The 21,568-nt window shown below is 74.0% G+C and carries 18 protein-coding genes; 16 read left to right on the top strand and 2 right to left on the bottom strand.

Translation table 11 applies throughout. The annotated features are described in order from the left end of the window. The first annotated feature begins 44 nt into the window (after window positions 1-44). The 3 genes from E9565_RS13935 to E9565_RS13925 all read left to right on the top strand — a co-directional run bounded on the left by E9565_RS13935 (window position 45) and on the right by E9565_RS13925 (window position 3,867). Window positions 45-1,631 (top strand): M28 family peptidase, encoded by a 1,587-nt coding sequence (locus E9565_RS13935; RefSeq protein WP_236835517.1) that lies wholly within the window; start codon window positions 45-47, stop codon window positions 1,629-1,631. Window positions 1,632-1,738: 107 nt separating this feature from the next. Continuing rightward, the gene (locus E9565_RS13930) at window positions 1,739-2,023 is read left to right on the top strand and encodes a hypothetical protein (protein ID WP_236828129.1); all 285 of its coding nucleotides are present in this window, start codon (window positions 1,739-1,741) and stop codon (window positions 2,021-2,023) included. Between the two features lie 110 nt (window positions 2,024-2,133). Continuing rightward, window positions 2,134-3,867: an alpha/beta-hydrolase family protein gene (locus tag E9565_RS13925; protein WP_236835515.1), complete on the top strand. Its 1,734-nt coding sequence runs from the start codon at window positions 2,134-2,136 to the stop codon at window positions 3,865-3,867. A gap of 24 nt (window positions 3,868-3,891) precedes the next feature. On the opposite strand, the gene E9565_RS13920 is transcribed toward E9565_RS13925, so the two are convergent. Further along, window positions 3,892-4,557, bottom strand: coding sequence for an MBL fold metallo-hydrolase (locus E9565_RS13920; protein WP_236828127.1), 666 nt, complete (start codon window positions 4,555-4,557; stop codon window positions 3,892-3,894). A gap of 47 nt (window positions 4,558-4,604) precedes the next feature. Here E9565_RS13920 and E9565_RS13915 point away from each other — a divergent pair, with 47 nt between their 5' ends. From E9565_RS13915 to E9565_RS13855, 13 genes are all read left to right on the top strand, one after another. Then, window positions 4,605-6,041 carry an amidase gene (locus E9565_RS13915; protein WP_236835513.1) on the top strand — a complete coding sequence of 479 codons (1,437 nt, stop codon included), beginning with the start codon at window positions 4,605-4,607 and terminating at the stop codon, window positions 6,039-6,041. Window positions 6,042-6,206: 165 nt separating this feature from the next. Next, on the top strand, window positions 6,207-9,104 hold the full coding sequence (gene uvrA / locus E9565_RS13910) for an excinuclease ABC subunit UvrA (RefSeq protein ID WP_236828125.1): 2,898 nt from the start codon (window positions 6,207-6,209) through the stop codon (window positions 9,102-9,104). Between the two features lie 192 nt (window positions 9,105-9,296). After that, window positions 9,297-9,572: a hypothetical protein gene (locus tag E9565_RS13905; protein WP_236828124.1), complete on the top strand. Its 276-nt coding sequence runs from the start codon at window positions 9,297-9,299 to the stop codon at window positions 9,570-9,572. A 134-nt stretch (window positions 9,573-9,706) separates the two neighbouring features. Beyond that, a complete protein-coding gene (gene uvrC, locus E9565_RS13900) occupies window positions 9,707-11,737 on the top strand; it encodes an excinuclease ABC subunit UvrC (RefSeq protein WP_236835511.1) in 2,031 nt (676 codons plus the stop codon). Next, entirely contained in the window at window positions 11,734-12,693 is a 960-nt protein-coding gene (gene rapZ / locus E9565_RS13895) for an RNase adapter RapZ (protein ID WP_236828122.1), read from the top strand. The genes uvrC and rapZ overlap by 4 nt, the downstream gene beginning before the upstream one ends. A 35-nt stretch (window positions 12,694-12,728) precedes the next feature. Continuing rightward, the gene (gene yvcK / locus E9565_RS13890) at window positions 12,729-13,661 is read left to right on the top strand and encodes a uridine diphosphate-N-acetylglucosamine-binding protein YvcK (protein ID WP_236828121.1); all 933 of its coding nucleotides are present in this window, start codon (window positions 12,729-12,731) and stop codon (window positions 13,659-13,661) included. 134 nt (window positions 13,662-13,795) lie between these two features. Then, window positions 13,796-14,776: a DNA-binding protein WhiA gene (gene whiA / locus E9565_RS13885; protein WP_091930636.1), complete on the top strand. Its 981-nt coding sequence runs from the start codon at window positions 13,796-13,798 to the stop codon at window positions 14,774-14,776. 236 nt (window positions 14,777-15,012) lie between these two features. Next, window positions 15,013-16,017 carry a type I glyceraldehyde-3-phosphate dehydrogenase gene (gene gap / locus E9565_RS13880; protein ID WP_236826697.1) on the top strand — a complete coding sequence of 335 codons (1,005 nt, stop codon included), beginning with the start codon at window positions 15,013-15,015 and terminating at the stop codon, window positions 16,015-16,017. Then, window positions 16,017-17,210: a phosphoglycerate kinase gene (gene pgk / locus E9565_RS13875; RefSeq protein ID WP_236835510.1), complete on the top strand. Its 1,194-nt coding sequence runs from the start codon at window positions 16,017-16,019 to the stop codon at window positions 17,208-17,210. The genes gap and pgk overlap by 1 nt, the downstream gene beginning before the upstream one ends. Before the next feature lie 12 nt (window positions 17,211-17,222). Then, entirely contained in the window at window positions 17,223-18,032 is an 810-nt protein-coding gene (tpiA, locus tag E9565_RS13870; RefSeq protein ID WP_236826699.1) for a triose-phosphate isomerase, read from the top strand. A 47-nt stretch (window positions 18,033-18,079) separates the two neighbouring features. Next, window positions 18,080-19,843: an ABC transporter substrate-binding protein gene (locus tag E9565_RS13865; RefSeq protein WP_236826700.1), complete on the top strand. Its 1,764-nt coding sequence runs from the start codon at window positions 18,080-18,082 to the stop codon at window positions 19,841-19,843. Window positions 19,844-19,981: 138 nt separating this feature from the next. Beyond that, on the top strand, window positions 19,982-20,218 hold the full coding sequence (gene secG / locus E9565_RS13860) for a preprotein translocase subunit SecG (protein ID WP_236826701.1): 237 nt from the start codon (window positions 19,982-19,984) through the stop codon (window positions 20,216-20,218). 125 nt (window positions 20,219-20,343) lie between these two features. Further along, window positions 20,344-20,685, top strand: a complete 342-nt coding sequence (locus E9565_RS13855; protein ID WP_236826702.1) for an RNA polymerase-binding protein RbpA — start codon at window positions 20,344-20,346, stop codon at window positions 20,683-20,685. A 1-nt stretch (window position 20,686) separates the two neighbouring features. Here E9565_RS13855 and pgl read toward each other — a convergent pair whose 3' ends face one another. Beyond that, a complete protein-coding gene (gene pgl, locus E9565_RS13850; RefSeq protein ID WP_236835508.1) occupies window positions 20,687-21,505 on the bottom strand; it encodes a 6-phosphogluconolactonase in 819 nt (272 codons plus the stop codon). Between the last annotated feature and the right edge of the window lie 63 nt (window positions 21,506-21,568).

Below are 21,568 nucleotides of genomic sequence, written 5' to 3'. Positions count from 1 at the left end.
GACGGACAGCGGCTCGCACCATCGCACTGGGCACCAGCGGCGTCATGATCGCCCTGGCGCTCCCCGTCACCACGGCCACCGCCGCGCCCCGGGACCCGTGCGACCGCCGGCACAACAACACCTACGCCAAGCTGCTGGAGTGCGTCGACCTCGAGGACGTCCTCGAGCACCAGCGCGCCTTCCAGAAGATCGCCGACAGCAGCGACGACCCGGTCTACCCGGGTACCCGCGCGGCGGGCACGGACGGCTACGCCGACAGCGTCGAGTACGTCGCGGGCCTGCTCCGGGACGCGCGCATGGACGTCACCCTGGACCCGGTCGAGGTCACGTTCAACTTCCCCGCGGTCCTGAGGCAGCTGAGCCCGGTGGAGGCCGAGTACGAGACCGGCGTCTTCACCGGCAGCGGCGCAGGCCGGCTGGAGCAGGGCACCGTCGTCCCCGTCGACCTCGTCATCGACGGCGACCGGGCGACCTCCAGCAGCGGGTGCGAGGCCGCCGACTTCGAGGGCGTGGACCTCGGCGGGCCGGCCGACATCGCGCTCCTCCAGCGGGGCACCTGCAACTTCGGCGACAAGGTGGTCAACGCCGAGAACGCGGGAGCCGAGGCGGTGGTCATCTTCAACCAGGGCAGCGCGCCCGACCGCATGGAGCTGATCGTGGCCAACGCGGCGACCCTCGGCGACGGCAGCACGATCCAGCACGGGATCCCGGTGGTCGGTGCCAGCTTCGACCAGGGCGTGGCGCTCGCGGCCGCGGGGGCCACCGCGTTCGTGGAGGTGCTCCCGGCGGAGACGCGCACCGACTACAACGTCATCGCCGAGGTGCGGGGCCGGGACAGGAACAACGTCGTCATGGCCGGCGCGCACCTGGACAGCGTCATCGAGGGTCCCGGCATCAACGACAACGGGTCGGGCTCCGCGGCGCTCCTGGAGACGGCGCTGTCGATGGCCAGCCTCAAGCCGCACAACACGCTGCGCTTCGCGTGGTGGGCGGCGGAGGAGCAGGGGCTGGTCGGCTCGAACAGCTACGTGGCGAAGCAGCCGCAGAGCGAGCTCGACCGGATCGCCCTGTACATGAACTACGACATGGTGGCCTCGCCGAACCACGTGCAGATGGTCTACGACTCGGACGAGTCGACGTGGGACGCCACCGCCCCGATCCCGGCGGGCTCGACGGCGATCGAGGACGTCTACGAGTCCTACTACACCAAGATCGGCGTGCCCTACGACGACGCGGAGTACTCGGGCCGCAGCGACTACCAGGCGTTCATCAACGCGGGCATCCCCTCCGGTGGGCTCTTCACCGGGGCGGAGGTGGTCAAGACCGATCAGCAGGCGGAGATCTGGGGTGGCGTCGCGGGTGACCAGTTCGACCCGTGCTACCACGAGGCCTGCGACACGATCGACAACCTCGCCCTGGACGCGCTGGACGTGAACAGCGACCTGATCGCCTTCGCGATGCTGACGTTCGCCTTCTCCACCGAGTCGGTGAACGGGGTGAAGGGCAGGCCGATCCCCGGACCGGCGGTCGAGCTGCCCGCCCCCGCCGGCGCGGAGGGCACGTTCGAGGAGGCCGCCGGTGGCGGTGGCCTCGAGCACGACCACGTGCACGGTCACGAGATCCTGAGCTGACCACTGCACGGTGACGCGAGCCGTCGCCGGCGTCCTCCCGGGGACGTCGGCGGCGGCTCGTGCCGCGCGGGGGTGCCGGCCGGGGCCGTGGGGCCTACCGTGCGCAGATGGCGCTCATCTACCCCGTCCGGATCGACTCCCCGGAGCCCGACGAGGACGCGGCCCCCGACTTCGCCGAGCTCGCCGCCGACCTCTCCGACCAGTGGCTGGTCGAGGTGGACCTGGGCGAGGACGGTGACGACGCCTGCTTCGGACCGCTCACGCCGCGGGCCGCGTGGGACCTGGCGCTGGGCGTGGAGGGGCAGCGGCCGGAGTGGACGGTCTCGGTCCTCCCGCTGCACGTGCCCGGCACACCCGACGAGCTGGTCGCCCTGTTCGACGACGACGAGTAGCACCGGGATCCTGTCGTCGCACGCGGGACCGCGCGCGAATCACCCTCCACGGAGGAGTCCGCCACCCCCGGTGGCTCCTACGGTCGGTCGCCTGCAGAGCGGAGGCCGGCATGAGCGCAGAACCGACGACGCCCACCCGTGGCGGTGCCTCGGTGGCGGTGCCGGCCCCACGCCCACCCGCGGAGGACGTGCAGGGGCCCCGGCGGCGTCGGGGACGTGGCCGGTGGCTGCCCCGGTACACCTGGAGCGGGGCCCTGGGCGCCGTCGTCCTCGGGTGCGCCTCGCTGACGCCGTCCCTGCTGCCGCGCGGCTGGGTGCTGCAGGGACTGGTCGCGGGGGTCACCGCGGCGATCGGCTACGGGATCGGCGTCACGGTGGCGTGGTTCGTGGCGGAGGCGACCGAACGCCGTCTCCCGCCCGGGTTCCGCCGTCGCGCGTGGCAGGTGCTCGCCGTCGTCGGACCGCTCGCCGCCCTGGTGATGCTGTGGCTGGGCTGGGAGTGGCAGCGGGACCTCTACCGGCTGATGGGCATGGATCCCCCGGCGAGCTACTGGGCGCTCGGCATCGTCTCGCTGGCGGTGCTGACCTTCGCCCTCGTCGTCGGCACCGGGCGGGGCGTCCGCCGGCTCGGGCGCTGGCTGATCCGGCTGTTCGGCCGGCTGCTCCCGGGGCGGATCGCCCGGCCGCTCGGCGTCCTCGCGGTCTCGGCCCTGGTGGTCGTCCTGCTCAACGGCGTGCTCTTCCAAGGCCTGATGAACGCGCTGAACCAGGCGTTCAGCGTCCGGGACGGGGGCACCGAGGAGGGGGCGGTCCGACCCGCCGCGCCCGAGCGCTCCGGCAGCCCGGCGTCCCTGGTGGCGTGGGAGGACCTGGGCCTGCAGGGGCGCAACTTCGTCGGGATGGGCCCGACCCCCGCGGAGCTCTCGGAGTTCTCCGGCCGCCCGGCCGTGACGCCGGTCCGCGCGTACGTCGGGCTGGAGAGCTCCGACGACGCGGGGGAGGGGGCTGCGCTGGCCGTCCGGGAGCTGGAGCGGGCGGGCGGCTTCGACCGGTCGGTGCTGGTGGTCGTGACGACGACCGGCACCGGCTGGGTCGACCCCGCGGCCAGCGACTCGCTGGAGTACCAGTTCAACGGCGACACGGCCATGGTGGCCATGCAGTACTCCTACCTGCCGAGCTGGGTCTCCTTCCTGGTCGACCAGGCCAAGGCGCGGGACGCCGGCCGCGCGCTCTTCGACGCGGTGTACGGAGCCTGGGCCGAGCTTCCGCCCGAGGACCGCCCGGAGCTCTACGTCTTCGGCGAGAGCCTCGGCACGTTCGGCGGCGAGTCCGCGTTCAGCGGGCTTGCCGACATCACCAACCGCACCGACGGCGTGCTCTGGGCCGGGCCGCCGAACTTCAACGAGCTGTGGCGCAGCATCGTCGACGACCGGGAGGCGGGCACACCCGAGTGGCGGCCGATCGTCGACGACGGCCGGACGGTGCGGTTCGCCGACGAGGCCGCCGATCTGGACCGACCGCCGGGGCCGTGGGAGGAGCCGCGGCTGGTGTACCTGCAGAACGCGTCGGATCCCATCGTCTGGTGGTCACCGGAGCTGATGCTGGACGAGCCGGACTGGTTGCGCGGGGAGCGCGGCCCGGACGTCTCGCCGGACATGGTGTGGTTGCCGTTCGTCACGTTCTGGCAGGTGACGGCCGACATGGCCTTCTCCACCGGTGTCCCCGACGGGCACGGCCACTCCTACCGCGCCGACTACGTCGACGGGTGGGCGGAGGTGGCGCAGCCCCCGGGCTGGACCGACGCCGACACCGCACGCCTGCGGCCGATGATCGGTGGGGACTGACCGGTCAGCACGCTCGCCGGCCGCTCACCAGCCGCGCTCGCGCCACTCCGGGAGGTGCGGGCGCTCGGCACCCAGGGTGGTGTCCGCGCCGTGCCCGGGGTAGACCCAGGTGCCGTCCGGCAGGACGGCGAACAGCCGCTGCTCGACGTCGTCGACCAGGCTGGCGAAGTCCTCCGCGGACCAGGTCCGGCCCACGCCACCCGGGAACAGGCTGTCGCCGGTGAACAGGTGCACGCCGGCGTCGCCCGGCCCGCGCCAGACCAGCGCGATGCTGCCCGGCGTGTGCCCGCGCAGGTGCACGACCTCGAGCACCTGCTCGCCGACGGCCACGGTGTCGCCGTGCTCGACCGGCCGCGTCACCGGCACGGGCAGCGCCGGGGCGTCCAGCGGGTGCGCCACGGTGGCCGCCCCGGTGGCCGTGACGACGTCGGGCAGGGCCCGGTGGTGGTCCCAGTGGCCGTGCGTGGTGACGACGGTGCGCAGGTCGGTGTCCCCGACGAGCGACAGCAGGACCCCCGGCTCGTCGGCGGCGTCGACGAGCAGGCCCTCGCCGGTCGCGGTGCAGCGCAGGAGGTAGGCGTTGTTGGCCATCTCGCTGACCGCCACCTTGCTCACGGTCAGCCCGGGCAGCTCGCGCACGTCGGCGGGCCCGCCGACGGCGACGTCTCCGGTGTAGGTCGGGGTGCTCATCCGGACTCCCTTCGGAAAGTGTCGGCGGGCGCCGTTACGGTCCAGGCATGGACGCTAGCGGAGGTGTCGGCACAGCCCGGGGCGGTGCTCCGGGGGACCGGGCCGGGAGGCAGCGCATCGTCGGGCTGCCCGCCACGGAGATCGCCGCCCTGGTGCGGGCCGGCGAGCTCACCGCGGTCGAGGTGGTCCGTGCGCACCTCGACCACGTCGAGGCGGTGGACGCGCGGATCGGCGCCTTCCGCGTGGTGCGGCGCGAGGCGGCGCTGGCCGAGGCCGCCGCGGTCGACGCGAGCCTGACCCGTTTCGCCCTCCCGCTGGCGGGGGTCCCGGTCGCGGTGAAGGACAACGTGCAGGTGGCGGGGGAGGTCTGCACCGACGGCTCGCCGGCCCGCGAGTCCGGGCCCGAGCGTCGCGACCACGAGATCGTCACCCGGCTGCGCAAGGCCGGGGCGGTGGTCATCGGCATCACCCGGGTGCCCGAGCTCTGCCTGTACGCCGCCACCGACGGCCCCGGGACCGTGACGCGCAACCCGTGGGACACCGCGCGCTCGCCGGCCGGCAGCTCCGGTGGCAGCGCGGCGGCGGTGGCCTCCGGGTGCGTCCCGATCGCGCACGGCAACGACGGGATGGGGTCCCTCCGGCTGCCGGCGGCCGCCTGCGGGCTGGTCACCCTCAAGCCCGGGGTCGGCGTGCTGCCCGGCGGGATCGGCGCCGACGACTGGTCGGGCATGGCGGTGAACGGTGCGCTGGCCACCACGGCGGCGGACCTCGCGGTCGCCCACGCCGTGCTGGCCGGGGAGCAGCCCGCCGCGCCGGCGGCCCCCGGGCGCCCGCTGCGGGTCGCCGTCAGCACCCGGTCACCGCTGCCCGGTGCCGGGGCCGACGAGGCGACGCGGGCGGCGGTCGACGCCGTGGTGAACCAGCTGCGCGCGGCCGGGCACACCGTGGTGCGACGCAACCCCCCGGTCACCCCGGCGGCCGCCGCCGGTGCCCTCGCGCGGTGGATGGCCGGCGCGGAGGACGACGCGGAGTTCCTGGGCCTCGACCGCGCGCGCCTGCAGCCGCGCAGCCGCACCCACGCCCGCATCGGCCGGCTGGTGCGCCGGCTGGGGCTCGTCCGGCCGCGCACCCAGGAGCGGTTCCGGCAGCGCATGGTCGCGTTCTTCGACGACGTCGACCTGCTGCTGACCCCCGTCACCACCGGCCCGCCGCTGCCCGCCCGGCCCTGGCACGAGCGCGGGTTCCTGGCCAACATCACCGCCAACGCCCGCTGGGCGCCGTGGACGGCCGCCTGGAACCTGGCCGGCATCCCGGCGGCGGTCCTGCCGGCCGCCACCCGGCCCGACGGCCCCCCGGTGCCGGTCCAGTTCGTCGGCCCGCCGGGCGCCGAGGAACGGCTACTCTGGATCGTCGGCGAGCTGGAGTCCCGCCGGCCGTGGCGCCGGTACGCGCCCGTCTTCGACCCCACCGCGACACCGGCCTGAGGGCCCGGCCCGGCGGCGGCCGGCCCGGTGACCGGGCGCAGCTCACACCGAGCGGTGGACGACCGCGGGCGGCGCCGGCGTTGCACCGGCTGACCTGCGACCGGGCCAGGACGGCCGCCGTCCAGCGCACCACCGCTCCACACACCAGCGACCGACAGGGATCACATGGACCGGCTCGTCGTCCGCGGCGCCCGCGAGCACAACCTCAAGGACGTCCACATCGACCTCCCCCGTGACGCGCTCATCGTGTTCACCGGGCTGTCGGGGTCGGGCAAGTCCAGCCTGGCCTTCGACACGATCTTCGCCGAGGGGCAGCGGCGCTACGTCGAGTCGCTGTCGGCCTACGCCCGCCAGTTCCTCGGCCAGATGGACAAGCCCGACGTCGACTTCATCGAGGGGCTCTCCCCGGCGGTGTCGATCGACCAGAAGTCGACCAACCGCAACCCGCGGTCGACCGTCGGCACCATCACCGAGGTCTACGACTACCTGCGCCTGCTGTACGCGCGGGCCGGCCAGCCGCACTGCCCGAACTGCGGGAAGCCCATCTCCCGGCAGACGCCGCAGCAGATCGTCGACCAGGTGCTGGCGATGGAGGACGGCACCCGGTTCCAGGTCCTCGCCCCGGTGGTCCGGGCCCGCAAGGGCGAGTACGTCGACCTCTTCAGCTCGCTGCAGACGCAGGGCTTCTCCCGCGTCCGCGTCGACGGCACGGTGCACCCGCTGACCGAGCCGCCGACGCTGAAGAAGCAGGAGAAGCACACGATCGAGGTGATCGTCGACCGGCTCACCGTCAAGGAGAGCGCCAAGCGCCGGCTCACCGACTCGATCGAGACCGCCCTGGGGCTCGCCGGCGGGCTGGTCGTCCTCGACTTCGTCGACCTCCCCGAGGGCGACCCGGAGCGCGAGCGCACCTTCTCCGAGCACCTGGCCTGCGTCGACGACGGCCTCTCCTTCGAGGCGCTGGAGCCGCGGTCGTTCTCGTTCAACTCGCCGTTCGGCGCGTGCGGCGAGTGCACCGGCATCGGCACCCGCAAGGAGGTCGACCCCGAGCTCGTGGTGCCCGACCCGGGAAAGAGCCTCAACCAGGGCGCGATCGCCCCGTGGTCGAGCTCGATGAGCAACGAGTACTTCACCCGGCTGCTCACCGGCCTCTCGCAGCAGATCGGCTTCTCCATGGACGACCCGTGGGAGCGGCTGCCGGCCAAGGTGCAGAAGGCGGTCCTGCACGGCTCGCCCGACCAGGTGCACGTCCGCTACAAGAACCGGTACGGCCGCGAGCGCAGCTACTACGCCGCGTTCGAGGGCGTGCTGCCGTTCCTGGAGCGCCGGCACGACGACACCGACAGCGAGTACATGCGGGACAAGTACGAGGGCTACATGCGCGACGTGCCCTGCCCCGTGTGCCACGGCACCCGCCTGAAGCCGGAGATCCTCGCGGTCAAGCTCAACGGCCGGTCCATCGCCGAGGTCACCAACCTCTCCATCGGCGAGGCGTCGCAGTGGCTGGGTGCCCTCGAGCTGGGGGAGCGGGAGAAGGCGATCGCCGACCGCGTCCTGCGCGAGATCCAGGCGCGGCTCTCCTTCCTCGTCGACGTCGGCCTGGACTACCTCTCGCTCGACCGGCCGGCCGCCACGCTGGCCGGCGGGGAGGCGCAACGGATCCGGCTGGCCACCCAGATCGGCTCGGGGCTGGTCGGCGTCCTCTACGTGCTCGACGAGCCCTCCATCGGGCTGCACCAGCGCGACAACACCAAGCTGATCGAGACCCTCGTCCGGCTGCGCGACATGGGGAACACGCTCATCGTCGTCGAGCACGACGAGGACACGATCAAGACCGCCGACTGGGTGGTGGACATCGGTCCCGGGGCCGGCGAGCACGGCGGCGAGGTGGTCGTCAGCGGCACGGTCGAGGAGCTGCTGGCCAGCGAGCGGTCGCTGACCGGGCAGTACCTGTCCGGGCGCAAGCAGATCGTCGTCCCCGAGAAGCGGCGCGAGCCGATGCCCGGGCGCGAGCTGGTGGTGAAGGGCGCCCGCGAGAACAACCTCCGCGGCGTCGACGTCACCTTCCCGCTGGGCTGCATGGTGGCGGTCACGGGGGTCTCGGGCTCGGGCAAGTCGAGCCTGGTCAACGACATCCTCTACAGCGTGCTGGCCAACGAGCTGAACCGGGCGCGGCTGGTGCCGGGCCGGCACCGCACGGTCACCGGCCTGGAGCACCTGGACAAGGTGGTGCACGTCGACCAGTCGCCCATCGGCCGCACGCCGCGGTCGAACCCGGCCACCTACACCGGGGTGTGGGACCACGTCCGCAAGCTGTTCGCCCAGACCTCGGAGGCGAAGGTCCGCGGGTACCTCCCCGGGCGGTTCTCCTTCAACGTCAAGGGCGGCCGCTGCGAGGCCTGCTCCGGCGACGGCACGCTGAAGATCGAGATGAACTTCCTGCCCGACGTGTACGTGCCCTGCGAGGTGTGCAAGGGCGCCCGGTTCAACCGGGAGACCCTGGAGGTGCACTACAAGGGCAAGACCGTCGCCGAGGTCCTGGACATGCCGATCGAGGAGGCGGCGGACTTCTTCGCGGCCATCCCGGCGATCGCGCGCTACCTGCGCACGCTCACCGACGTGGGGCTGGGCTACGTCCGGCTCGGCCAGCCCGCCACCACGCTGTCGGGCGGCGAGGCGCAGCGCGTCAAGCTCGCCAGCGAGCTGCAGAAGCGGTCCAACGGGCGCAGCATCTACGTCCTCGACGAGCCGACCACCGGCCTGCACTTCGAGGACATCCGCAAGCTGCTGCTCGTCCTGCAGGGGCTGGTCGACAAGGGCAACTCGGTCATCGTCATCGAGCACAACCTCGACGTCATCAAGAGCGCCGACTGGCTCATCGACATGGGGCCCGAGGGCGGCTTCCGGGGCGGCACGGTCGTCGCCGAGGGGACGCCGGAGTTCGTCGCCTCGGTGCCGGAGAGCCACACCGGCCGGTACCTGGTGCCGCTGCTCGACGAGGAGGCCATCGCAGCGGCGGCGGCCGGCCCCGTGAAGAAGCGGGCTCGCAAGAAGGCCAGCTGAGCGACCGGTGCCCCACGACGGCCCGCGCCCTCGCAGGGGCGCGGGCCGTCGTCGTAAGGGCGTCCGCCCGCAGGGGGCGGGGGTCCGACCGGCAGGGGTTGAGCGGACGACCTCCCGCCCGTATCCTCGGTGTGACCGACGTCACCTCGGGCGATCTCCCGGGGTGGCGCAGTCCCTCGGAGGAGGACGCTGATGAGTGCGCTGACGCCCGACTGCGACCCCGACCTGTCGAACTGCGGCTCGCCCGTGACCGGCGGCGGCGTGCGCTCCACCGTCGTCCTGATCGCCGTGCTCGCGGTGTCCCTCACGGCCGTCAGCGGTGGCGCGTCCGGCCTCGTGACGTTCACGGCCGGCGGCGCCGCCGTCGTCTCGGCCCTGGTGCTCGGCCGCCGGGCGGTCCGCCTCGCGCAGCGGGCGACCGCCGGCCTCGTCGCCCACACGCCCTGGCGGTCCCGCCCGGTCGTCTGAGCCGACCCGCGCGAGCCCGGTCCGGTGCGGTGCCACCGGACCGGGCTCGGCGCTGCCCGGGGCCGCTGGGGCGGTTGTGGCGGACGGGTCCCGCTCGCTGACGGCGTGTCGGTGCCGCGACCTAGGGTGGAGGCATGGCCGACCCGTCCACGTACCGCCCAGCGGTCGGCTCCATCCCGGAGTCCCCGGGCGTCTACAAGTTCCGCGACCCGAACGGCCGGGTCATCTACGTCGGCAAGGCCAAGAGCCTGCGGCAGCGGCTGAACAGCTACTTCGCCGACGTGGCGGGCCTGCACCCCCGCACCCGCCAGATGGTGACGACGGCGTCGAGCGTCGAGTGGACCGTCGTCGGCACCGAGGTCGAGGCCCTCCAGCTCGAGTACAACTGGATCAAGGAGTTCGACCCGCGGTTCAACGTCCGCTACCGCGACGACAAGAGCTACCCCAGCCTCGCGGTCACGCTGAACGAGGAGTACCCGCGGCTGCAGGTGATGCGCGGGCCCAAGAAGAAGGGCGTGCGCTACTTCGGCCCCTACGCCCACGCCTGGGCCATCCGCGAGACGCTCGACACGCTGACCCGCGTCTTCCCCGCGCGCACCTGCTCCACCGGCGTCTTCAAGCGCGCCGGCCAGATCGGCCGGCCCTGCCTGCTCGGCTACATCGGCAAGTGCGCCGCCCCCTGCGTGGGCCGGGTGAGCGCGGAGGAGCACCGGCGGATCGTCGACGACTTCTGCGACTTCATGGCCGGCAGGACCGAGTCGATGATCAAGCGGCTCGAGCGCGAGATGGGCGAGGCCGCGGCGGCGATGGAGTACGAGCGGGCCGCCCGCCTGCGCGACGACATCGGGGCGCTGAAGCGGGCGATGGAGAAGCAGGCGGTGGTCCTCGGTGACGGCACCGACGCCGACGTCGTCGCCTTTGCGCAGGACGACCTGGAAGCCGCCGTCCAGGTGTTCCACGTCCGCGGCGGGCGGGTGCGCGGGCAGCGCGGCTGGATCATCGACAAGGTCGAGGAGGTCACCACCGGCGAGCTGGTGGAGCAGTTCCTCCTCCAGGTCTACGGCGGGGTCGACGAGCAGACCGGCGTCGGCGAGGCCGGCGAGGCGGTGCCGCGCGAGGTGCTCGTGCCCGAGCTGCCCGACGACGCCGACGTCTACGTCGAGCTGCTCGAGGAGCTGCGTGGCGGCCGGGTCTCGCTGCGGGTGCCGCAGCGCGGCGACAAGCGCAGCCTCATGGAGACGGTCGAGCGCAACGCCAAGGAGGCCTTCGCCCGGCACCGGGTGAAGCGGTCCAGCGACCTCACCGCACGCTCGCTGGCGCTGTCGGAGCTGCAGGAGGCGCTGGAGCTGCCCGACGCGCCGTTGCGCATCGAGTGCATCGACATCAGCCACGTGCAGGGCACCAACGTGGTGGCGTCGATGGTGGTGTTCGAGGACGGGCTGGCGAAGAAGTCCGACTACCGGCGGTTCTCGGTCACCGAGGGCACCGACGACACGGCGGCGATGGCGGAGGTGGTCCGCCGGCGCTTCGCCCGCCACCTCAAGGAGGAGCAGGACCGCAGGGACGAGCAGGGGATCGCGGCCGAGGAGGGGCGCCCGCGCCGGTTCGCCTACCCGCCCAACCTGCTCGTCGTCGACGGCGGCGCCCCGCAGGTGGCCGCGGCCGCGCGCTCGCTGGAGGAGCTCGGCGTCGTCGACGTCGCGGTCTGCGGGCTGGCCAAGCGGATGGAGGAGGTGTGGCTGCCAGGGGAGAGCGACCCGGTGATCCTGCCCCGCACCTCCGAGGCGCTGTACCTGCTGCAGCGGGTGCGTGACGAGGCCCACCGGTTCGCCATCACCTACCACCGGCAGAAGCGGTCCACCAGCATGCTGGTGTCCCTGCTGGACGACGTCCCCGGGCTCGGGGAGGCACGACGGAAGGCGTTGATGAAGCAGTTCGGATCGCTCAAGCGCCTGCGGGCCGCGACGGTGGAGGAGCTCATGGCGGTGCCCGGCATCGGGCGGCGAACGGCGGAGGCGGTGCAGATGGCGGTCGCCGAACCGGCTCCCGCGCCCGGCGGTGAGCAGTCGGCGGAGACCACCCTCGCGCCCCAGGGCCCGGCCGAGCAGGGTGCTCCGCGACCCGGCTCCGGCGACACCGCCGAGGTCGGCCGGGTGGCCTCGTGAGCGCCGGGGCGGCGCCGGGCGTCGAGGATCCCGACCGGGCGCCGGTGGGCCCGCAGAACGACGTCTCGCCGGCGATGGACGCGGCGAGCACCGAGACGCCGCCGCTCGAGGTCGTCGTCGTCACGGGGCTCTCGGGCGCCGGGAAGAACAGCGCGGGTCGCGTGCTGGAGGACCTCGGCTGGTTCGTCGTGGACAACCTGCCGCCGGCGCTGCTCCTGCCCATGGTCGAGCTGGGCGCGCGCGGCGACCTCCGCCGGTTCGCCGCCGTCGTCGACGTCCGCAGCCGGGCGTTCTCCAGCGACCTGCAGGAGGCCATCCGCATCCTCGCCGCGGCGGGGCACCGGCCGCGCGTGGTGTACGTGCACGCCCGCGACGAGGTGCTGGTCCGCCGGTACGAGTCCAACCGCCGGGAGCACCCGCTGCAGGGCAACGGCACGCTCACCGACGGCATCACCGAGGAGCGGGCCCTGCTGACCGGCATCGCCGGGGAGGCCGACCTCTGGGTCGACACCAGCGACCTCAACGTGCACCAGCTGCGGGCCACGCTGGAGAACGCCTTCGCCCGCGACGGCCGCACCCCGCCGCTGACCGCGACGGTGATGAGCTTCGGTTTCAAGTACGGCCTGCCGCTGGACGCTGACCTCGTGGTGGACGCCCGGTTCCTGCCCAACCCGCACTGGGTGCCCGAGCTGCGCGAGCACACCGGGCGCGACGCCGACGTCCGCGACTACGTCCTCGGGCAGCAGGACGCCGGTGACTTCCTCGACCGCTACACCGAGGTGCTGCGGCTGCTGCTGCCCGGCTACCGGCGCGAGGGCAAGCGCTACCTGACGCTCGCGGTGGGCTGCACCGGCGGCAAGCACCGCAGCGTCGCGATCGCCGAGGAGTTCGCCCGCCGGCTGCACGCCGAGGGCATCGCCGCCGTGGCCCGGCACCGCGACCTGGGGCGCGAGTAGTGGGGGGGACGACGGTCCCGGGGCAGCCGCCCCGGGTGGTCGCCTTCGGGGGCGGCCACGGGCTCGCCGCGGCGCTGGCGGCGTGGCGCCGGATCACCCCGGAGCTGACCGCGGTGGTCACCGTTGCCGACGACGGCGGGTCGTCGGGGCGGATCCGGCGCGAGATGCCCGTGCTGCCCCCTGGTGACCTCCGCATGGCCCTGGCCGCGCTCGCCGGGGACGCGGAGCGCGAGCAGACCCTGGCCGCGCTGTTCCAGCACCGCTTCGGCGGCAGCGGCGTGCTCGCCGGTCACCCCGTCGGCAACCTGCTCCTCACCGGCCTGACCGAGATGTACGGCGGGGACACCGTCCGGGCGCTCGACGAGCTGTGCACGCTGGTCGGGGCCGCCGGCCGGGTGCTGCCCATGGCCGACGAGCCGCTCGACCTGGTGGCCCGGGTGGAGACCGCCGACCCCGACGACCCCGCCCGGGTGCGCACCATCCGCGGGCAGGTGGCGATCGCCGCGACCCCGGGACGGGTCCGGGAGATCCGGCTCGCCCCCGCCGATCCGGTGGTGCACCCGGCGGTGCTCGACGCCATCGCCGCGGCCGATGTCGTCTCGTTGGGCCCCGGTTCCTGGTACACCTCTGTGCTGCCGCACCTGCTCGTGCCCCGGCTCCGCGCGGCGCTGGCGTCGACCGGTGCGCGGGTGGTGGTGGTGCTCAACCTGGAACCGCAGCCCGGTGAGACCGACGGCTTCTCACCGGAGGAGCACCTGGCCGTGCTGCAGGCCCATCTGGACGGAGTGGCGTTGCACACCGTGATCGCAGACGTGGAGTCGGTGGTTGACCGCCGTGGTCTGCTTGACGCGGTCCGCGGGTGCGGTGCCGAGCTGCTGCTGGCGCCGGTCGCCGAGCCGGACGGCGCTCCGCGGCACGACCCGGGGCGCCTGGCCGCGGCGCTGGCCTCCGTGGTCGGGATGCGGTGAACGGGTAGCGGCATGCGAGCGGGTACCAGCTGGACGGCCGACCGGCCGGCACGAGGGGGAGAGGGGACGGCGTACATGACGCTGACCCGGACTGCGGGGGCGGGATCTCCCGGGGGAACGTGGGGGTGGACGGCATGGCGATGACCGCCATGGTGAAGGACGAGCTCTCCCGGGTGGAGTGCACGAAGACCTCCGAGCGCAAGGCGGAGGTGACCGCGCTGCTGCGGTTCTCCGGTGGCCTGCACATCGTCGGAGGCCGTGTCGTCATCGAGGCGGAGCTGGACACCGGCTCGGTGGCCCGGCGGCTGCGCCGGGACATCAGCGAGGTCTACGGCTACACCAGCGGGGTGAGCGTGCTCGCCGGCGGCAACATCCGCCGGGGGGTGCGCTACCTGGTCCGCATCGCCAAGCACGGCGAGGGCCTGGCCCGCCAGACCGGGCTGGTGGACCAGCGCGGCCGCCCCGTGCGCGGCCTGCCGCCGGCCGTCGTCTCGGGCAGCATCAACGACGCCGAGGCGGCCTGGCGCGGCGCCTTCCTGGCCCACGGCTCGCTGACCGAGCCGGGGCGCTCGTCGTCGCTGGAGGTCACCTGCCCCGGCCCGGAGGCCGCGATGGCCCTCGTCGGCGCGGCCCGCCGGCTGGGCATCGCCGCCAAGGCCCGGGAGGTGCGCGGGGCCGACCGCGTGGTCGTCCGGGACGGCGACGCGATCAGCGCGCTGCTCACTCGGATGGGCGCGCACGACGCGGTGCTGGCCTGGGAGGAGCGGCGGATGCGCCGCGAGGTGCGGGCCACCGCCAACCGTCTGGCCAACTTCGACGACGCCAACCTGCGCCGCTCCGCGCGGGCCGCCGTCGCCGCGAGCGCCCGGGTCGAGCGGGCGCTGGAGATCCTCGGCGAGGACGCGCCCGAGCACCTGCTGGTCGCCGGCCGGCTGCGCCTCGAGTTCGGCCAGGCCTCGCTGGAGGAGCTCGGCCAGCGGGCCGACCCGCCGATGACCAAGGACGCCGTCGCCGGGCGGATCCGGCGGCTGCTGGCCATGGCCGACAAGCGCGCCAAGGACCTCGGCATCCCGGACACGGAGTCCGTCGTCACCGACGACATGCTGGCCCAGTAGAAGGACCCCTCGCCCCCCGCGCCTCGTCCCTCGGCGCGGGTTCCTGGTCGGGGTGTCCTTGCCCGACGTCGAGGGTCCGGGCTCACCGTCGGTGCTGAGCCAGGACCTTCTCGATCAGGTGACCTGGCCGACAGGGAGCGGGAGCCAGGGCCCAGCGCGACCGATAGGGTCTCCACGGAGCGAGGCCGCGCGGTCCGCGCGGCAACCGACGTGACGGTTCCCATGGGAGGTCTGCAGTGACGGTCCGGGTAGGCATCAACGGATTCGGCCGGATCGGCCGCAACTTCTGGCGGGCCGCCGCGGCCAGCGGCCAGGACATCGAGATCGTGGCGGTCAACGACCTGACCAGCAACGAGGCGCTGGCGCACCTGCTGAAGTACGACAGCATCCTGGGCGTCCTGAAGGAGGACGTCGCCGCCGACGGCGAGGGCATCAAGATCGGCGGGAGGACCATGAAGGTCCTCTCCGAGCGCGACCCGGCCAACCTGCCCTGGGGCGACCTCGGCGTCGACGTCGTCGTCGAGTCGACCGGCTTCTTCACCAAGGCCGCCGACGCCCGCAAGCACGTCGACGCCGGTGGCGCCAAGAAGGTCATCATCTCCGCGCCGGCCACCGACGACGACATCACGATCGTCATGGGCGTCAACGACAACCTCTACGACGGCTCGCAGACGATCATCAGCAACGCCTCGTGCACCACCAACTGCCTCGCGCCGCTGGCCAAGGTGCTCAACGACGCCTTCGGCATCGAGCGCGGCCTGATGACGACGATCCACGCCTACACCGCCGACCAGAACCTCCAGGACGGCCCGCACAAGGACCTGCGCCGGGCCCGCGCCGCCGCGCTGAACATGGTGCCGACCTCCACCGGCGCCGCGAAGGCCATCGGCCTGGTCCTGCCCGAGCTCAAGGGCAAGCTCGACGGCTACGCCATCCGCGTGCCGGTCCCCACGGGATCGGCCACCGACCTCACGGTGCAGGTCTCCCGCGAGGCCTCGGCCGACGAGATCGACGCCGCCTACCGCGAGGCCGCCGCCGGGCCGCTGGGCAAGTACCTCACCTACACCGACGCGCCGATCGTCTCCTCGGACATCGTCACCGACCCCTCGTCGTGCATCTACGACGCCAAGCTGACCAAGGTCTTCGGCCCGATGGTCAAGGTCCTGGGCTGGTACGACAACGAGTGGGGCTACTCCAACCGCCTCGTCGACCTGACCACCCTGGTGGGCAAGTCCCTCTGATGCGCTCCGTCGACGACCTCATCTCCGAGGGCGTCTCGGGTCGGCGCGTGCTGCTGCGCGCCGACCTGAACGTCCCGCTGGACAAGAAGACCGGCGAGATCACCGACGACGGCCGGATCCGCGCCAGCCTGCCCACGCTGCAGGCGCTGCGGGAGGCCGGGGCGCGGGTGCTGGTCGCCGCGCACCTCGGCCGGCCCAAGGGCACGCCCGACCCGCAGTTCTCGCTCGCGCCGGTGGCCGCCCGGCTGGGCGAGCTGCTCGGCACCACCGTGCCCCTCGCCGCCGACGTGGCGGGGGAGGACGCGCGCGAGAAGGCGGCCGCCCTCGGCGACGGCGACGTGCTGCTGCTGGAGAACGTCCGCTTCGAGGCCGCCGAGACGAGCAAGGACGACGCCCAGCGGGGCGAGCTCGCCGACCGGCTCGCCGCGCTGGCCGACGTCTACGTGGACGACGCGTTCGGCGCCGTCCACCGGGCGCACGCGTCGGTCTTCGACGTCGCCGAGCGGATCCCGCACTACGCCGGGCGGCTGGTCGCCCGCGAGCTCGACGTGCTCACCCGGCTGACCACCGACCCCGACCGGCCCTACGTCGTGGTGCTGGGCGGCTCGAAGGTCAGCGACAAGCTCGCGGTGATCGAGGCCCTGCTGCCCAAGGTCGACCGGCTGCTCGTCGGCGGCGGGATGTGCTTCACCTTCCTGGCCGCCCAGGGCCACGGGGTGGGGAAGTCCCTCCTGGAGGCCGACCAGGTGGAGACCTGCCGGCGGCTGCTGGCCGAGGCGGGGAGGAGGATCGTGCTCCCGGTCGACGTCGTCTGCGCGCCCGAGTTCAGCGCGGACGCCCCGACCACCACCGTGCCGGTCGACGCCATCCCCGAGGACCAGATGGGTCTGGACGTCGGCCCGCGCACCGTGGAGCTGTTCGGCGCCACGCTGGGCGACGCCCGCACGGTGTTCTGGAACGGCCCGATGGGCGTCTTCGAGCTGGCGCCCTTCCAGGACGGCACCCGCGGTGTGGCGCAGGCGGTCTCCGCCGTCGACGGGCTCTCCGTCGTGGGTGGCGGGGACTCGGCGGCCGCGGTGCGGGTGCTCGGTCTCGACGAGAGCGCCTACGGGCACATCAGCACCGGTGGCGGCGCGTCGCTGGAGTACCTCGAGGGCCGGGACCTCCCGGGCCTCGCGGTGCTGGCCGACTGAGCGAGGAGCGACATGGCACGCAACCGGTCCACCCCGGCGCCCGAGGGGCGCCGGCCGCTGATCGCCGGCAACTGGAAGATGCACCTGACCCACCTGGAGGCCATCGGCCTGGTCCAGAAGGTGGTGTTCACGCTCAAGGAGAAGGAGCTCGAGGCCGCCGAGGTCGTCGTCCTCCCACCGTTCACCGCGCTGCGCAGCGTGCAGACCCTGGTGGCCGGCGACAAGCTCGACATCGGCTACGGCGCCCAGGACCTCTCCGCCCAGGACTCCGGGGCCTACACCGGTGAGGTCAGCGGCGGCATGCTGAGCGCCCTGGCCTGCGGCTACGTCACCGTCGGGCACTCCGAGCGGCGGGCGCTGCACGGGGAGGACGACGCGGTCGTCGCCGCGAAGGTGCAGGCGGCGCTCCGGCACGGCCTGGTGCCGATCCTGTGCGTGGGGGAGGGGCTCGACGTCCGCCGGGCCGGCGAGCACGTCGCCCACTGCACCCGGCAGCTGGACGCGGCGCTCGAGGGGCTCTCCGCCGAGCAGGTCGCCGGCCTGGTCGTCGCCTACGAGCCGGTGTGGGCCATCGGCACCGGCGAGGTCGCCACGCCCGACGATGCGCAGGAGGTCTGCGGGGCGCTGCGGGCGCGGCTCGCCGAGCGCTTCGGCGACGAGACGGGCGCGGCCGTCCGTATCCTCTACGGCGGGTCGGTGAAGGCCGCGAACACGGCCGGGATCCTGGCCGGGGCGGACATCGACGGTGCGCTCGTCGGCGGGGCCAGCCTGGACGCCGACGAGTTCGCGCAGATCTGCCGGATCGCCGCGGGCGGTAGCTGAACCCTGCTGCCCGCCCCCGGCCGGACACGGATGGGGGTGGGCAGCAGGTGGAGCCTTCGACGGCGGATCGGCTGCCGGGCTGGGCCCGTGGCTGGTCGCGCCGGCGCCTGCTCGGCTCGGCGGCGGTCATCGCGCTGGTCGTCGTCCTCGCCGTCAGCTGCCTCGGCGGCGCGGGCGGGCGGGCCGACGTGCCGGTGCTGGGCGACGGTCCCGACGCCGGCGTCGAGGGCGTCCGGTCGCCGTCGGACGAGCGCGGCGGCACGCTGCGGGTCGTCGCCCCCACCCTGGACAGCCTGGACCCGCAGCGCTCCTACCTGCCCGGCGTGTGGAACCTGATGCGGCTCTACGCCCGCACCCTGGTGACGTTCGCCAGCGCGCCGGGGGGGACGACCGAGCTGGTGCCCGACCTCGCCACCGACCTCGGGACGGTCTCCGAGGACGGGCTGAGCTGGACCTTCACGCTGAAGGAGGGCGTCCGCTTCGAGAGCGGCCGGCCGATCACCAGCGGGGACGTCAAGTACGGCATCCAGCGCTCGTTCGCCTCGGACGTGATCGTCGGCGGCCCCACCTACCTGGTCGGCCTGCTCGACGACCCCGCCAACCCCTACCCGGGCCCGTACTCCACCGAGGAGGACGACCCGGTCCTGTCCTCGATCGAGACGCCCGACGAGCGCACGATCGTCTTCCGGCTGCGGGCCCCGCAGCCGGACCTCCCGTACGTGCTGGCGCTGCCGTCGGCCAGCCCGGTGCCGGCCGAGGCCGACACCCGCGGCGAGTACGGCGCCGACCCGGTGTCCTCGGGCCCCTACGCGGTCTCCTCGGTGGACCCCGAGACCGGCATCCTGCTGGAGCGCAACCCCGAGTGGGACCCCTCCACCGACGAGGTGCGCACGGCGCTGCCCGACGCCGTCGTGGTGCGCACCGGGCTCTCCGGCCTGGCCCGGGACCAGGCGCTGCTCGCCGGCTCCGCGGACCTCGACCTCTCGGGCACCGGGGTCATGCCGGCGACGACGGCCCGCCTGGCCGGGGACGGTGGCGAGGAGCTGCTGGACCGGGTCGACGACGTCACCACCGGCGCCGTCCGCCTGCTCGCGCTGCCCACCGACGTCGTCCCGATGGACGACGCCGGTTGCCGCGCCGCCGTCGCCGCCGCCATCGACCGCCGCGGCATCCAGGAGGCGCTCGGCGGTGCGGTCGACGCGGTGCGCAGCAGCACCCTGTGGCCGCGGGCGCTGGCCGGCGGCCCCGACGCCGGTGAGCTGGAGCCCGATCTCGACGCTGCCCGCGCCGCTCTCGAGGAGTGCGGCCGGCCCGACGGGTTCACCACCGTCCTGGCGGTCCCCGACGTGAGCAGCAGCGTCGACGTCGCCGAGGAGATCGCCGCCCAGCTCGCCGAGGTCCGGATCGACGTCGAGGTCCGGCCGCTGGACCCGGCCACCTTCTACGCCACCGACGTCGGCAACCCGGACAACGTCGCCGCGAGCGGCTACGGGCTGGTCCTCGCCACCCGCACGGCCGACTTCCCGACGCCGGGGTCGTTCCTCGTGCCCCTCGTCGACGGGCGGAGCATCGCCCGGGTGGGCAACCCGAACTACGCGCGGCTGGCCGATCCGGAGATCGACTCCCTCGTCGACCGCGCCCGGGCGGGGGACGCCCGGTGGGCCGAGGTCGCCGCCGCGGCGCAGGACCGGGCGGCCTACGTGCCGCTGGCCGAGACCCGCATCCAGCTGCTCGCGGGGCAGCGGCTGCGCAACGGTCTGGTCATGCGGCCGTACGACGGCTACGACGTGGCCACCGCCGGCGTCCGCTGACGGGCGCCCGCCGCGGGCGGCTGATCCGCGGGGGCGCCCTTCCCGGCAGGGCTGGACCGCGGGGTGCGGTCCGTCGGCTACCCTCGGGCGGAGAACTGGCGTCGGTCGCCGGTCGCCGACAACCTTCCGGAGAGGTCGATGGAGCTGGTCCTCAACGTGCTGCTGGTGCTCAGCAGCCTGCTGCTCGTGGTGCTCATCCTGCTGCACCGCGGCAAGGGGGGCGGTCTGTCCTCGATGTTCGGCGGCTCGGTCTCCTCCTCGCTGTCCGGGTCGTCGGTGGTCGAGAAGAACCTCAACCGGCTGACCGTGCTGACCGCGCTGGTGTGGACCGTGTGCATCGTCGGCCTCGGCATCCTGATCAAGGTCACGCCCTGACCTGCCCGTGAGTGGGCCGCTTCACAACCGGCGCGGAAAAGTGACCGGGAAGCGGCTGCCCAGGCCCTAGACTCCTCCCGCGGTGCCGGCGGCGCCGCGCCCGGACGGACGATCAGGGGGCACACGTGGCTGGTGGGAATGCGATCCGGGGCACCCGGGTCGGGGCGGGTCCGGTCGGCGAGGTGGAGCGCGGCGAGTCCGCACCCCGCCGGAGGATCCCCTACTGGTGCGCCAACGGGCACGAGACCCGCGTGGTGCTCGCGAGCGAGGCCGAGGTCCCCGAGCTGTGGGACTGCCCGCGCTGCGGGCTGCCCGCCGGGCAGGACAGCGCCGCCCCGCCGCCCGCGCCGCGGATCGAGCCGTACAAGACCCACCTGGCCTACGTACGCGAGCGGCGCAGCGACGCCGACGGCGACGCCCTGCTCGAGGAGGCCCTCGACCGGCTGCGCGTGCGCCGCGGCGGCTGACTCAACCTCCGGCGCGGGGCAGGCGTGACGCCGCGCCGGCATCCAGCAGCCAGCGGGTGGCGCGCCTGCCGTGCACCCCGGCCGCCGGGATGTCGGCGGGGTCGGCGCCGCCCAGCGCGGCGGCCACGGCCTCGGCCTTGCCCTCGCCGGTGACGAGCACCCACACCTCCTCGGCGCTGTTGATCGCCGGGTAACCGAGGCTGATCCGGGTCGGCGGCGGCTTGGGGCAGTCGCGCACCGCGACCACCGGTCGCTCGTCGCGGACCGCCGGCGACCCCGGGAAGATCGACGCCGTGTGGCCCTCGGGCCCCATGCCCAGCAGCAGCACGTCGAAACGGGGCAGGCCGGCCCCGCCGGCGTGGGCGCGGAGCTCGGCGAGGTAGGCCTCGGCGGCCTCTTCGGGGGAGGCGCCCGAGTCCGCGGCGGGCATCGCGTGCACCCGCTCCGCGGGCACGCCGACGCGGTCGAGCAGCGCCGTCCGGGCCTGCCCCTCGTTGCGCTCGGCGTCGCCGGCGGGGACGAAGCGCTCGTCGCCCCACCAGACGTCGACGGCGGTCCAGTCGACCGTCTCCCGCACCGGCTCGGCGGCCAGGCCGGCCACCCGCTCCAGCACCGCGATGCCGATGCCGCCACCGGTCAGCACGACCGACGCGGTGCCGTGCACCGCCTGGGCGGCCGCGAGCCGGGCGACGAGCGCCTCGGCGACCGACCGGGCCAGCCGGTCGGCGTCGGGTTCGATGACGACGTCCGCCACCTGGCCCTCCTGCTGGGGCCCGGCGCCGGCCTGCGAGTGGTGGGCGGCGGGAGGGTCAGTTCTCACGAGGTCCTCCCCGGTCGGACGTCGGTGGGCGCGGGCTCCCCGGCGTTCCGCTCCCCGTGGAGG

Origin of the sequence: Blastococcus sp. KM273129, assembly GCF_021698995.1 — a bacterium.
Taxonomy (GTDB): Bacteria; Actinomycetota; Actinomycetes; order Mycobacteriales; family Geodermatophilaceae; genus Blastococcus.
The sequence above is the reverse complement of the archived record's forward strand: the minus strand, read 5'-3'. Positions and strand labels throughout refer to the sequence as shown.

Bases quoted from the DNA above. Each gene is read 5' to 3' on its own strand.
- E9565_RS13915 (WP_236835513.1), top strand. From the start codon at position 4,605: ATGGACGCTAGCGGAGGTGTCGGCACAGCCCGGGGCGGTGCTCCGGGG.
- E9565_RS13920 (WP_236828127.1), bottom strand. From the start codon at position 4,557: ATGAGCACCCCGACCTACACCGGAGACGTCGCCGTCGGCGGGCCCGCC.
- E9565_RS13905 (WP_236828124.1), top strand. From the start codon at position 9,297: ATGAGTGCGCTGACGCCCGACTGCGACCCCGACCTGTCGAACTGCGGC.
- secG (WP_236826701.1), top strand. From the start codon at position 19,982: ATGGAGCTGGTCCTCAACGTGCTGCTGGTGCTCAGCAGCCTGCTGCTC.
- E9565_RS13930 (WP_236828129.1), top strand. From the start codon at position 1,739: ATGGCGCTCATCTACCCCGTCCGGATCGACTCCCCGGAGCCCGACGAG.
- pgk (WP_236835510.1), top strand. From the start codon at position 16,017: ATGCGCTCCGTCGACGACCTCATCTCCGAGGGCGTCTCGGGTCGGCGC.
- E9565_RS13935 (WP_236835517.1), top strand. From the start codon at position 45: ATGATCGCCCTGGCGCTCCCCGTCACCACGGCCACCGCCGCGCCCCGG.
- whiA (WP_091930636.1), top strand. From the start codon at position 13,796: ATGGCGATGACCGCCATGGTGAAGGACGAGCTCTCCCGGGTGGAGTGC.
- E9565_RS13925 (WP_236835515.1), top strand. From the start codon at position 2,134: ATGAGCGCAGAACCGACGACGCCCACCCGTGGCGGTGCCTCGGTGGCG.
- uvrA (WP_236828125.1), top strand. From the start codon at position 6,207: ATGGACCGGCTCGTCGTCCGCGGCGCCCGCGAGCACAACCTCAAGGAC.
- uvrC (WP_236835511.1), top strand. From the start codon at position 9,707: ATGGCCGACCCGTCCACGTACCGCCCAGCGGTCGGCTCCATCCCGGAG.
- tpiA (WP_236826699.1), top strand. From the start codon at position 17,223: ATGGCACGCAACCGGTCCACCCCGGCGCCCGAGGGGCGCCGGCCGCTG.